A 13,389-nucleotide genomic window follows, 5' to 3' on the forward strand; every position below is an offset into this window, starting at 1 on the left:
CTAAAGGAGATTTAAATCTAATAGCTTTACGCAACTCTTTTTGTGACCTGCTACGAAGAGAAATCCAAGCACATATAACCTTTACTCGCTTTGGAAAGTGAGTTTTGAAATTTGTACCCCGTAATATTCAAAATTGATACTAGTGAAAACACACCCACGCAAGAAACATTAAAAAGCCCGGCTCTATGGCCGGGCTTTTGCAGTTACAGCGTTATTTTATTTTTTTCCATTGAAGATCTACCCAAGATGGGTCAGCTGCGATCCCAGGTAAAAAGGCTTCATCGTTACAGTTTGCAGACCAAGCTCCAAAACATTGATAAATACCATCACCAACAAACTCTACGGTAGTTCCATCTTGATAGTTACCGAAACCATCTGGATAGATGTAGTCAGCTTCCGTACTCGGTTTTTCCTTGACTGCGAGAAGCAAAGTATCAGTGCTGGTTTCGTCAAACACATCGGTCACAGTGAGAGAAACCTCGTACTCTCCTGCTTCTTGCGGCATAAAGCTGTAATCACTGCCATCAAATCTCGAGACTACTGGTGAGCCGTTTAGCGTCACTTCCCAGTTCTGTGAAAGCTCCTCTTCAAGTTCATCCGTTGAGGCAGAACCAAGTAGAACGGCAGTCCCCACTACTGGGTTTTCTGTTTGCAACTCGATCGCTGCTTTCGGCGGCTCATTACTACTTGCGTCACCAATCACTCGCAAAGTATCAGTTGCCGTCGCTAAAACACTTTCACCGTCTGATACCGCAATCGAAAACTCAACATCATACTCAGGCTTGTTCACCAGACTAGAAAGGTCAATTTCAGCCGGGTTCGATGAACTATCGACAAACTTAACCCCCTCATTCGTTTCCCAGTCAAACTCGACATAGCTATTATCTGGGTTTTTAATATTTGCTGTTAACGAGAGATCATGACCTTCAGCAATATAATATTCCGAAGGAAAATCAATGGACTCAATCGACACATTCACTGGTTCAGAAATAGGTTTTACCGTGTACGTCATAAAATCTTGTACAACTTTACCATCAGCCAATTGAGCGCTCAGTTCAAAGACAATTTCTAGGCTATGCTCAATCGGTTGCTCCGCAGCGATTGAAAAATAGGTTTCAAGGCTAGAGCTATCATCTATAACGATGTCACTATGCGTTACATCTTCTCCTTCGATTTGTGAAACTGACCATTTCGTCGCTTCAATTTCACTGGCATTAGTAACAGCTCCACTCAAAGAATACTGTTTTCCTTCTTCCCACTCGACTTCAACGCTCTCCCCAGCTTCAACGCTTGGAAGAGAGACTCCATCATCATAAATGTGTGTCAGCTCTGCACAGTCTTCAGGCGTAATGTTGTCTCCACAAGTATTAATAATGTTTTCCATATTAATCACTGATGTTTCAACTTCGTAGCCCAAACCCTCTCTCGCGGCGTTAAGCATTAAGCCTTCATCTTGGTCTGCCATCCAAGTGAAAATGCCACCTAAGTTATGTTTTTGTACATATTGGGATTTTGCATACACGGTTCTTGGCGTATCCAGTGTTTTGAATATGCCACCTTCATCTCGATATAAATAGTCGGCATTAGCTTGCGCATCGGTGAAGAGCTTGTAGCCATTAATAGGGTTAAGACCTGTTTCGTCTGCGCGAGTATAATTGGTAAATACATCATTGATAGCCGTCACAGCCCCTTCAAACGTACCTACGACTGTGCCATTGCCTCTCGTAAATGTCCCTTTTAGGGGGCTATGAGACTCAATTTCAGCTTTTGTCGCATTGCGACTGTAGTTTGCGTAGCCAATTTGAATATTTTGAGGGTTCACACCGAGTTCGTTGATCATATATTGAATTGAAGTATCTGAAGACCAATCGCTGTTTTCGTTTTTCATCAAGTTGGTATGGTGCGTGAGTTGTTCCGCCCATGTCTCACCAAAAAAATCGTAAGTCATTAGGTGAATCGTATCCACGCCGGAATCAACTAAGCTCTTTAACTCTGCCGCATCTATTTTGTCTTGCGGCGCTCCAGAGGCGATGCCAATTCTCACATCATCTCGTCCCTTGGCGACAAGGGCTTGTTTCAGCTCTGAAACAAACTCACCGTAGTTACGCGCATCATTTTCAGGATCAAATACGTTCTCAGGAGCCCCCAGAATACCTGGATATTCCCAATCTATATCGAGCTGGCTAACAAAAGGGTATGCCGTCACGAACTCAATTAAGCTATCGATTAAAATTTGGCGATTTTCTGGTTTCACGGCATCTGATGCGATGTTAGATAAAGACCAACCAAAAATAGAAATTGCGATCTTGGTATCGGTTTCCGCAGCAAGCTTTTTCATTACGCCAAATAGACCACCATCGGCATCGCTCATCCATTTACCATCCCAGTCACCATCTATGCCCGCACTTGGGAATGCTTTACGCAGATCAGCAAATGAATCAGTTGTCATCAATTCAAACTTTTTACCTCCATTTGCATCACATTCGTTCTCCAACGCTATCACTGAACTTGTAATTGAAGGGTCGCCCACTTCAGTTCCACATAGCCCGAAAAATGAAAGGATTACAGTATCGTATTTCGAAAGCGCTTCGATAGACGGTTCATAGCCTTGCTGAAAATGCGTCCAGTTAGATAGGTAAGCAGACACTTTAGGCTTTGCCGCATCGCTTCGATAGGTATTAAAAGTGTTTTTTGATGCATCGACTTTCTCTTGAGTTAACCCTTGACCAGTTTCCCAAGGCGCAGAGTGAACCGATGTACTAATGAGTGGAGCAGCAGCTAGTGAACTAGCTACCAATATAGCGGTCGCAGTTTTGTTAAGTTTAAAGTGTTTCATTGAGATGAGCCTCATTTGGATGGATTATTCAATCCAGTTAATATGCTCACTTCAATGCCTAAAGTATTGATGAATTAGTGATAAATACCTCTTTAAATTATAAAGCCTACCCATAAAGGTAGGCTTATGCGATTAATACCAAGAACTAGACCAACCTGAATGGCAGATTGCCAATCTTGGCATATCATCCTCGACAGGTTCAGCTTTCTCCGTCCATGGGTTGTATGCAAAGCGGTCGCTACCTGTGCTGCCCCATACAGGCATTCCATCTGTATCATCGACCTCAATATCATCTTGCCATTGCGACTTATCAAGCTTAAAGAAACCATCTAGTGATTGAACGTTAAGTGGCATAGCGTCCCCGCCTCCTACACCATCACCAGGAGTCGTGCTTGTATACCCCATCGCATAACAATACTCTTGAGACTGAGAACGACTGAATAATGCGAATTCGACTGGAGAACCCTCAATGAAATAGCGGTAGCTACCCTCGTACTCAGCACCGACACGGTCTGCCTGTTCTGTTGTTGCTGGATAGAAGTAGTGTTGCCCTTGCGCGCTTTCTAGTGGAAGACTATAGCTTGGTAACGTTGTCGCTTTTATATCCAACAATATTTCAAACGAGGCCACCGTATCCGGTTTAGTATCGGTAGTCGTAACATTTACCGTAACAGGGTATCGCCCTGTACTGTTTGGGAAAATAACACTCTCCTTGGTTCGAAAACTATCTGTCGTGTAAGACAAGTGGTAATCAACACTTTGCTCATTAAATAGTCTTTCCTTACGCCCATCAGCGTGCTCTTGCCAAACATATAACATCTGATGCTGATACTGCTCGGCATCAAGCACAGGTAACCCCGAACCATCATCAATTGGAAGTTGATTGTTAGGATTGCCATTGCTTGTCATAAAAGTACGAACTACTTCTGGTTTTATAACTGTTACTTGAATAGTGTACTGTTTTCCGTTGTATTTTGCTGTTAGATACGTTGTTCCCTCAGCTAGGGCTGTAACCTTGCCGTTCGTATCAACACTTGCGACATCAGTGTTGACCACTTCCCACTCTGGTACAACCTGTGACACGTGACCATTGGCATAAATAGCTAGAGCCGTCGCGTTTGTTTCTTCCGTTAGGTATAAAACGTTTTTATCGATCGTTGAAACAATAGCAACTAACGTATCACTTAAGCTTTCATCAATAGTGACTTCAATTGGCCCAATTGCGAGAGTACTGTATAAGCCAGAGATACTTTCCTCTCCCGCAAATTTAGCCGAGACCAAACCGTCTGAGGTGATGTTAACTTTATCGTTATCTGCGGTCCAAGTAACGTCACTGGTGATATCTTCAGTCGCACCACCTTCATAAACGGCAGTCGCAACCAACTGAGTCGTTTGGTCTACATAAATTGAAGAGTCCTTTACATACCCTAAAACCTCGACCAGCTCACCCGCATCGATGACTGTAACCGCCACTTGGTCGCTTGTAATGTGATCAATTTCAGCACTAACTGAAACATCGGCTATCGCAACATCACTCGAAGCATTCCCCGAATGTAAAGGATCAAAAACAAATTCTGGAGCACTTGAAATCCAAACAACTTCGTCTTTTAAGTCTCTTGTAGAGTTGTTGTCATAGATGCCTATAGCGTGAAATGCTTGAACATGCCCCTTGATAACTTCTGATTGTTTTGGCGTTACCTCAATTGATACCAAGCTACGATCGGAAACTGTGATTGTTCCACTCGCCTGCGCACCTAGATATTCAACAGTAAAATTAGTACCGCCTTGTTTTTCTGCGGTAACTTCACCACCGATTTCACTTACGACATCGGGGTCACTGAATGTAAATTGGGCCCCCGAAGTAATTGATTCTGTTGAACCATCATCATAAACAGCAGTAATCACAACATCCGCTTTTTCGCCAATACCTAACTCAATATCTGTGTTCTGGACAATGATTGATGAAATTTCAGTGTCAGAAATTGTCAATTGTGCGGTTGCAGACACTTTACTATCTGGCTCATTCACCGTGATTTCAACCGGATTAGCTGAAGGCATTACACCTGTTGACGTGATACCTCCCTTACCATCGTAGGTCACTTCTGAATCCGAGCTCGCCCAAGAGACCGAGCTGGTTAAATCAACCACACCACCATTGCTATAAATGCCCATGGCAGTGAAATCTAAGCTCCCACCTAGTCTCATATTTGTCGTAGCTGGGGTGAGCATGATACGTTCGAGCATTGCACTTTCCACAGTTACAACCGTGCTGCCTTTAACACCTTGCCAAGATGCAAAAATGGAGGATTCACCAGCAGACTGGGCCAATACTTCGCCGGCTTCATCGGTTAGAGTTAGCACTTCTTGGTTTGCTGACTCCCAATTTGCGAGCTCAGTGATATCGACGTACGTTTGAGAGTCATAAATAGCTAACGCGTACAATTGAGTCGTCCACCCTTGGGGCAACAACACCTCACCTGGAACAATTTGAATTGACTCTAAATCTGCTTCTACGCCGACAACTTCAGATTGTGTCACGAATTCATGGTACATCGCTTCAATAGTTGAAGCTCCTTCGTCCCTCTGAGTTATCACGCCCGAAGAATCAACAGCTACGATGCTTGGTGAACTTGATTGCCATTGTATCCGTTGAGGGTCGAGAGGAAGGGAGCTGCCATCAGAGAACTGCCCCATCACTGTCAGTTTATGCTTTCCGCCTACAGGGAGAGTTTTATTACTTTCAGTGATCTGAACCTTAGTTACAGATTCGTCACCGACAGTGATGTGCAATTCGTTACTTGTTATGCCATCAAGGCTCGCTAGAACCCCAGTCGAACCGGTAGCTTCGCCAGTTGCGAAACCAGATTGATCAAGCGATATCTGTTGTTCGTCTGAAGTTGTGTTCCAATTTACTTTATCGGTTAGCACTTCCTGTTGGTTGTCACTGTATGTTCCTATCGCAACAAAATTTACTGTGGAATCGGGTTGTATCAATACCCCTTCTGACGCGCTTCGCGTAGTTTCCGTAACAGGGGATATCTGCAGTTCGATTAGTTCATTTTGAGGTTGAGTTGGAGGGGGGGTAGTTACACCTCCACTATCATCATCGCAACCTACTAACGCAGCAAGCGATAAACATAGTGCTGAAAAGCCTTTAACTTTCATATTTCCATTCCTAAATAGTATTTTCCTTACTTTTATATGAGTTGAACCTAATTTCTCCCCAGAGATAAAAGCAGCGCGAAAAATCTAGCAACGCATAACTATAAATTCATAATGAAAGGGTAACTATTGAATGAAAAATTGCTGATCCAAATATAATAAACACCAATTTAAATTGAGAATAAAAAAAGCCCCCAACACGAAAGGCATTAAGTGCTAGGGGCTAACGGTCTACAGGAGTCAAGTAGACAATAAGGTATTATTCCGGGACGTCAAAGATAAGGTTGTCACCTAATTAACGCTGAGACATTCATATTAAGCCTTAATAACAAAAGACAATAAATAGTGGTTTTCCGCAAAACTTACTTTAAGGATAATTAAATCATATTTTCATTACAAAACTCTAAACACAAGATTAAAACCAATAACCACCATTTATATTAATAAATATATTTATACTTCCAATTTCAATTATTAAATCTATAGTAAATCCCGAACGACAACCTTGTTCACCTAATTAAAGTCCATATTTAAAAACAAATTGATATAGAGTTCACTATGACAAACAATAGTTCACGGTTAATAAAAAGCACCCTAGCCCTTGCCATTATTGGGGTTTCCTCTAATGTTGCTGCACATGGTTACATTTCTGAGACAGAAGAAGGAATCGCAGCGTCTCGTGTAGCACTTTGTAAGTACGCGACACCAGATACAGGAGAGAAAAATACAGATTGTGGGCCGATACAGTGGGAACCACAAAGTGTAGAAGGTCCTGAAGGTTTTCCAGAAGCAGGCCCAGAAGACGGAGAAATTGCGAGTGGTGGTGTCGCGGGCACTGCTAACCTCAACGAGCAACGAGCTGATCGTTGGGTTAAAAGAGCAATCACTGCCGGGCCTCAAGAGTTTGAATGGACATTCACCGCAAACCATGTGACCAAAGATTGGAAATACTACATTACACAGCCTAACTGGAACCCGAACGAAGTTTTGACGCGCTCGTCATTCGATCTCACTCCATTTTGTGAAATTGATGGCAATATGGTTCAGCCACCAAAACACACTGTTCACCAGTGTAATGTACCAGAAAGAGAAGGATACCATGTAATCCTAGCGGTTTGGGACGTAGGTGATACTGCTGCTGCATTCTATAACGTCATCGATGTTAGTTTTGAAGGCGATTCTCCTGCCGTACCTGATTGGCAGCAAGCTGGGACTATTTATCCAAATCAAGAACTCGTAGTCGGCGATACCGTTTATACACGAGTATTCGATAGCAACGGAGAAAATACGAGTTATCGTACAGAGCTGGCTATCGATGCAAACACAGTTGAAGCCGAGCAATGGTCACATGCGCTAGCGAGCAAGATAAACGCAGAGCAAGGCGAGCTTAAAGCTGGTCAATACAACGACGGCGAGTTTACTCCGTCCTATGGGACAAACCCTATTTATGTCTCTTCTAACAGCGATATTAGCAGTGTAGAAATTGGCTATGACATAGCAACACCACCTACTCCTGAGTCAGTTCTTTATGTCGATGGACTGGAAAGTCACTACCAGATCGGCGACGACCCAGTAGAATTGCATCTAACGCTAAATGCTGAAGGCGATTTAAAAAGTGAACTGACGGTTTACAACCACGACAAAGAGCCTCTAGCAAAATGGGCTGGCCTACTTGCCGATGGTACAAGCCACCCAATTACGCTAGAACTCTCAAAATCAGAACCAGGACATCACATGTTAGTTCAGGTGATTAAAGATGCGGATAACAATGTTATCTCCCAAGAAACTTTAGATTTCCATTTAAACGAAGAAGATACAACGCCACCACCTTCTGAGGAATACGATTTCGTTTTCCCTGATGGCCTATCTAGCTATACAGAGGGTACTAAAGTTCTAGCTTCAGATAACGGTGTATACCAATGTAAATCTTTCCCTAACTCTGGCTTCTGTCAGCAGTGGAATGAAGGCTCTAATGCCTTTGAACCAGGTGTAGGTTCTCATTGGCAACAAGCGTGGGATAGAATCAACTAACAAACAAAAAAACACCCCCTATTGGGGGTGTTTTTATTTCTGAGATACTTCAGGAACTCGCGGTAGCTCTACATATCCACAACAACCTTCAGCTTTGGTGTTATTCTTCAACGTAAATTTTCCGCCATGCCTTTCTACAATATCCGTACATATAGATAGTCCAAGCCCCATCCCTCCTTCCTTAGTAGAAGTAAATATCTCCGGCATACCATGTTGCTCACTGGCTAAGCCGAGGCCGTTATCCCTTACCCAGAACCGAATGTTATGCTCGTCGGTTTCGCATATAACCGTAACTGTAGGCTGATAATCCGCATATTTTGATCGCTTCTCTATGCATGATTCAATGGCATTTTTAACCAAATTTACAACAACTTGTTGAACCCCGATTGGGTCGAATATACCGTTAGACACAGCCAGTTGCTTCTCTAGCCTGAACTGCACTACAGTTTGCTGTTGATGCATCAGCACATACACCATCACTTCATCAATGAAAGTGGCGACGTCGATTTCTTCCAATTGCAGGTCTTCTTTCTTGATCTTTGACCTGAGCATACTGACCACTCTCCCAGCATGCTCTGCTTGCGAGTGAATTTTAGAGAAAAGGGCTTTAATCGACTCATCAGCACTTGGGGCAGATAACTTTAATTCTCCCAACTGGCTAAAGTTACTAATCGCAGTAAGGGGCTGATTAATCTCATGCGCAATATTAGAGCCCAGTTCACTGACGGAGAGCAGTTTTTCTTGCCTTGCTAACTGAGCATTTTTCTTTGTCAGCGCCTTTTGAGTTCGTATCAACTGATTTCGACTTCTTACATATAAAACTTCTCTAATAATGCTATAGCCAACAAATAGAACGAGCATCAAGATAATAGTCGAAAGGAGCTCCCATTCTCTTCTAAACCAATCGTAAGCGGCCTCCCACCACTCTTCGTGGTATGGGTGAATCTCCAAGTCAAAAAGCACATCTTCAACATCTTTTTGGCTCAATGGAATTGACCAACCATGAGATCTCGAAGCCAAAGCTACCGGAGAGTCTTTCTCTATTGCCAATAGATTCTGAGTTAATTTTTTGGAAATACCTTCATCTGTCCAAGGCATCCTAACGAAACTCCAATTCGGGTAAAGTTTCGTTGAGATACTGCATGGAAATCCTGCGTATGTTTTTGCTTCCAATACGCGAAACTCATCGATATCGATAAACCCTTCTTCATCCATTTCTTCCATTAAACAAACGGGTACGATGGCAGCATCCACTACTCCAAACTTGAGCATATATAGCCCTAAGTCAGCTGGGTATCCTGGTGAAATGATTTGATCGAAGTATGTGTCTGCATCTATTCCTATTTGACTGAACTTTTGGCGAAACAGAGTATGCCCCCCGACTTGCTTGACATTCATTAGTGAAATAATTTTCCCCTGCAGGTCACCCAAATCTTCAAATAGCGACTCTTGTAAAACAACCAAAGCCCCGCCCGTTGCATAAAGAGAGCCATTTGCCCGCTGGCTTTTTAAAGTAGCGAGCCAAGAGGCAGAGTATTTACGGCTCAAAAATACCGACTGAGCGGCATTGGTTATCAGATAATCAATATCCTGGGTCTCCACCGCCGCTTGCACTTCAGGCAATTTAAGAGGAACAAGTTCAAATGAAACGTCTGGCTGTTGAGTGTTAAACCAATCAATAGTCGGCCCCCAGTCCGACAACGCTTTGGCCTCTCCCCTCACAGCGAGGACACCAACTTTAATTGGCTTGGATTCTGTGGTTTGACTTAGGGATGCATGAGTTTTCGTGAACAAAGTACACAAGACAATAGTTAGAATAATGCGAATAAAAGAAGAGTTCACGAAGACTACCTATCTTAATAGTGTTAAAAATTAGTTTATTACAGGGTATTGATAAGTAAAGGTTCTTTGAAACAATATCTATAAAAGCTATAGACTTCGGGAAACCACTAGTTACGTTGCGTAAAAAGATAAGTAGCATTTTGTCACTATTTCTGTAGTGGGTACCAAGGAATGCTATCAACAAATTATGATAAATTGATAAATCGAAGACATATCAAACCATCACCTCTCATCTTTTCAAGCCTAAATATACCTAGTCAAGTCGCTGATATCATTGCGATGATCATTACTAAATCAAACTGGTTGTATCCCAACCTACATGATACATCCAAAGTCATACGACTAACCTTTAGTTCAGAAGAAATAGAAAAGTTTTTATCCTGCTATCAAAAAACGTACTTGCACTCTTTGCTGAAGACACCGGTCAACATAATGAGAAACGTCAAAGTCGGCATCCTTGATAACGGCGGGAACTATACCTTTGAATACCTCTTCTCTTGGGTAAGTTACAACGAGAGAGCATTGATGGTTGAATTAAACAGCACTTCAAAAAAACTATTTAGCCTAAATTATACTGGCCAAGATCGAGTGTTGCTAGACAACGAAACTTTGATGGGATTGAGTGGCTACTACACTAAACGAACTTATGAGTTACTTTCTTATCTCTCCCAAACACACAATCAAATCAGGTTTCCCATTCAACAATTGCAGTACATGTTTGGTGTTCTGGGAGAAGGCGGCAGTGTGTTATCTCCATCGCTCGAGTCCCCGGAGGTGTTCATTAGAAAAATCATTGACTCGTCGATTTCGATTCTCACCTCTTACCCTTCAGTAAGACATCGATTAAATATAGGAACCAGCGAGGTGGGTACGTATGGCTATGAACTGTATAAATCAGTCGATGGGCAATTGTTCTTAAAATTTCTTGTTAAACCCAAACCAAGCTCGTTCTCCCAATCTCGCTTTCTTTCAAATCATCGAAGAATCAAGCAAATCCTTAAGCAAAATATCAAAACCGACCCAGAAAACGTCAAAATACCCATTAATCAGCTGATGGAGCTAATAAAGCTATGTGACTATGTCAGCGAAGAAAGCGCAGACTCTTATGCCTTAGTCCATCCCATCCTTCGAAAATCAGTTAACTCCCTTGTATCTTGTAAGGTACCTAGAAGACAAACTTGTGACACAACCTATCAGACGTATTCCTCACTCATCGACATGGCGCTAGAACGCTGGAAGATAAGAACTATTTAACTTTCTACGAGTTAAAGCAATATCGCTTGGTAGCCGATAACTGGTGGGTACCAAGCGATAGGTGCCGTTTAGTGCGCTGTAGGACTCTTAAATATATGCGCGTTTTTCCTTGATGATATAAAGTCACTCAAATTCCTAACCTTTTTGTTGGTTTTATACCGCCCTATCTCTCGATTATCTAGTTTAAGCGCACCATTAATGAGCGCCGATAATTTTTCCGTCTTTTGCATGTCTGCATCCGGCACACGAAAGTAACGAGTCCGGGCAATATGTCCTCCTTTTTTAGTATAGGTATGCTGCTCCCACCCTAAACTATGATAGTTTTTCATCTTCTTATCACTAGAACGAATATGAAATTCACCATCAACTATTAAGCCAAACATTCTTTTGTTGATGAAACAACCATAGCCACCAAACATAGGTTTATAAACAATTGCCTTCGAGTATCTATCCAAAAATTCATTCATAACAATTACGATCCTACACAAACGTAAAGCCATGCTATAAAAAATGACACAGAGAGTATTTAGTGGTTATCCGTAATCCTTTAGGCCCTCTTTTATATAAATGCAACACTCATCAATGCCTCCAATAATATCCTCCATAGACTCTTAGGAATATTTTCTCGAACACTTATTTTGCACCGGTGGTGATTAAATTATGAAATAGCGTCGGACAAATTGAAAACCCAAAAAACCTGACAATAATATCAGTACTTTATTTCCACACGAGTTAAAATTTAATGGTTCGATATTTCGTATTCGCTACCCTGCTGTTGTCACACACTGTAATGAGCGCAATGCCTATTGAAGAAAGCGGCATTCACTCTGTAAACACAAATGTGTTCTTTTCAGCTCAATTTCCAATAAAAGAAGACTGTTCGTTACTCACAGTTTCCGGCTATATGCCAAGTCATGCACACGGATTACCCACCAACCCTGTGCTTTCAAGGATCGATGATTCTCACTGCGCCATTGATGGCTTATTTTTTAACATGCCAGGTATCTGGAAAGTAAGAATTAAGTCCGACAATGAAGAAATTACTACTTTTACTTTTGACGCTAGTTAGTGCGTTTGCTTACATATTCAAGCATCACCAAAGTCCATTAGGCAGCCCACTCAGTGATTCGTTTACTGATTCTGAAATAGCCAAAATTGAGTCGCTGCTACTGGATACCATTCTACGCGTTCCAGATACGTCGGCGCCCAAAAAAGAAACCGAGAGGCTGGGGGAAGAGCTATTTATTGACGAGGAGCTGAGTGCTTCCTTAACCGTTAGCTGCGCGACTTGCCATGCCCCTGAAGCTAATTTCCACGACATAAATAATATGACACAAGAAATTACACCAGAGGGTCCACACCGAGCAATGAGCATAAGAGGAGTGTCGGAACAATCGTGGTTTTTTTGGAATGGACGCGCGGACTCCCTATGGGCACAAATTCTTGAAGCTCTAGAGAATGAACATGGCTTATCAGCAAGCAATGCGGTTCAAATAGTATGTCGCAAATATTCAAACGACTACTCTAACGCTTTGTCTTTTTGTTCAACAACATTAGACACTCAAAAACAATTCGTCGAGATCGGGAAAATTATTGCGTCCTACGTTGAAACACTAACCCACTACTGGACAAGGTTCGATGAATTTGGCTACCAGCTTTTATCGCACGATTCAGTAGACACTACCCTCATGTCAGAAGACGAGATTCAAGGTCTAAAACTGTTTTTAGACTCTAATAAAACTGGCTGTATCGACTGTCACAACGGTTCTCGCTTCACAAGTGAAGGGTTCTACGCGATCGGCACTGGTTCTAATGCATCCAATGACCGACTTTTTGGCGCACAACAGTATCAACAGTCTAGATATCGCTGCGATCTATGGGAACAAAGTCAGGATTGCACCAATTACCAATATGTACGTTTGACGGGCAGCGATCTCTCTGGAGCTTTTAAAGTGCCATCGCTCCGAAATCAAAAAGGCAGCCCAAGGTTTATGCACGACGGTCGTTTCGATTCGTTGGCTCAGGTTCTGGACTTCTACAAAAACCCATACAGCTACCCCCTATCACACACTGATGTGCGCCCACTTAGATTAATGCCACATCAGCGAGAACAGTTACTTTTGTTTTTAAAGGCCATAAATGATGAATACTCAACATCCTTCAAACATAAACTATAAATGGGCAATTCGCCTTGCAATATGCTGTGCGCTTATACCTAACAGCGCTTTCGCTCATGTTCAGTGGTTTGTCTCCACTGACGAAAT

At 42.3% G+C, this 13,389-nt stretch carries 8 protein-coding genes; 4 read left to right on the forward strand and 4 right to left on the reverse strand.

Annotation, left to right across the window (positions count from 1 at the left end; translation table 11 throughout):
* Positions 1–211: 211 nt before the first annotated feature.
* Both ACXABW_RS08725 and ACXABW_RS08730 read right to left on the reverse strand, forming a co-directional pair.
* Positions 212–2,836 carry a glycosyl hydrolase family 18 protein gene (locus tag ACXABW_RS08725; RefSeq protein ID WP_457522212.1) on the reverse strand — a complete coding sequence of 875 codons (2,625 nt, stop codon included), beginning with the start codon at positions 2,834–2,836 and terminating at the stop codon, positions 212–214.
* Positions 2,837–2,968: 132 nt separating this feature from the next.
* On the reverse strand, positions 2,969–6,001 hold the full coding sequence (locus ACXABW_RS08730; protein ID WP_457522213.1) for an Ig-like domain-containing protein: 3,033 nt from the start codon (positions 5,999–6,001) through the stop codon (positions 2,969–2,971).
* Between the two features lie 555 nt (positions 6,002–6,556).
* Here ACXABW_RS08730 and gbpA point away from each other — a divergent pair.
* Complete coding sequence (gbpA, locus tag ACXABW_RS08735) at positions 6,557–8,029, forward strand: N-acetylglucosamine-binding protein GbpA (RefSeq protein ID WP_457522214.1); 1,473 nt, start codon at positions 6,557–6,559, stop codon at positions 8,027–8,029.
* Positions 8,030–8,062: 33 nt separating this feature from the next.
* On the opposite strand, the gene ACXABW_RS08740 is transcribed toward gbpA, so the two are convergent.
* On the reverse strand, positions 8,063–9,871 hold the full coding sequence (locus ACXABW_RS08740) for a sensor histidine kinase (RefSeq protein ID WP_457522215.1): 1,809 nt from the start codon (positions 9,869–9,871) through the stop codon (positions 8,063–8,065).
* A gap of 279 nt (positions 9,872–10,150) precedes the next feature.
* On the opposite strand from ACXABW_RS08740, the gene ACXABW_RS08745 reads away from it, so the two are divergent.
* Positions 10,151–11,125, forward strand: a complete 975-nt coding sequence (locus tag ACXABW_RS08745) for a RepB family plasmid replication initiator protein (RefSeq protein ID WP_457522216.1) — start codon at positions 10,151–10,153, stop codon at positions 11,123–11,125.
* Between the two features lie 68 nt (positions 11,126–11,193).
* On the opposite strand, the gene ACXABW_RS08750 is transcribed toward ACXABW_RS08745, so the two are convergent.
* Positions 11,194–11,592, reverse strand: coding sequence for a TfoX/Sxy family protein (locus ACXABW_RS08750; protein ID WP_457522218.1), 399 nt, complete (start codon positions 11,590–11,592; stop codon positions 11,194–11,196).
* Between the two features lie 332 nt (positions 11,593–11,924).
* Here ACXABW_RS08750 and ACXABW_RS08755 point away from each other — a divergent pair, with 332 nt between their 5' ends.
* Together ACXABW_RS08755 and ACXABW_RS08760 are read left to right on the forward strand one after the other, a co-directional pair.
* Positions 11,925–12,194: a hypothetical protein gene (locus ACXABW_RS08755; protein ID WP_457522220.1), complete on the forward strand. Its 270-nt coding sequence runs from the start codon at positions 11,925–11,927 to the stop codon at positions 12,192–12,194.
* Positions 12,157–13,302: a cytochrome-c peroxidase gene (locus ACXABW_RS08760; RefSeq protein WP_457522222.1), complete on the forward strand. Its 1,146-nt coding sequence runs from the start codon at positions 12,157–12,159 to the stop codon at positions 13,300–13,302. Before ACXABW_RS08755 ends, ACXABW_RS08760 begins: the two co-directional genes overlap by 38 nt.
* The last annotated feature ends 87 nt before the right edge of the window (positions 13,303–13,389 follow it).

The sequence above is a fragment of the Vibrio paucivorans genome (genome assembly GCF_054053395.1).

What these genes read in the sequence shown, in the direction of transcription:
- gbpA (WP_457522214.1), top strand. Translation starts at nt 6,557, where the DNA reads ATGACAAACAATAGTTCACGGTTAATAAAAAGCACCCTAGCCCTTGCC.
- ACXABW_RS08725 (WP_457522212.1), bottom strand. Translation starts at nt 2,836, where the DNA reads ATGAAACACTTTAAACTTAACAAAACTGCGACCGCTATATTGGTAGCT.
- ACXABW_RS08755 (WP_457522220.1), top strand. Translation starts at nt 11,925, where the DNA reads ATGCCTATTGAAGAAAGCGGCATTCACTCTGTAAACACAAATGTGTTC.
- ACXABW_RS08750 (WP_457522218.1), bottom strand. Translation starts at nt 11,592, where the DNA reads ATGAATGAATTTTTGGATAGATACTCGAAGGCAATTGTTTATAAACCT.
- ACXABW_RS08745 (WP_457522216.1), top strand. Translation starts at nt 10,151, where the DNA reads ATGATCATTACTAAATCAAACTGGTTGTATCCCAACCTACATGATACA.
- ACXABW_RS08730 (WP_457522213.1), bottom strand. Translation starts at nt 6,001, where the DNA reads ATGAAAGTTAAAGGCTTTTCAGCACTATGTTTATCGCTTGCTGCGTTA.
- ACXABW_RS08760 (WP_457522222.1), top strand. Translation starts at nt 12,157, where the DNA reads ATGAAGAAATTACTACTTTTACTTTTGACGCTAGTTAGTGCGTTTGCT.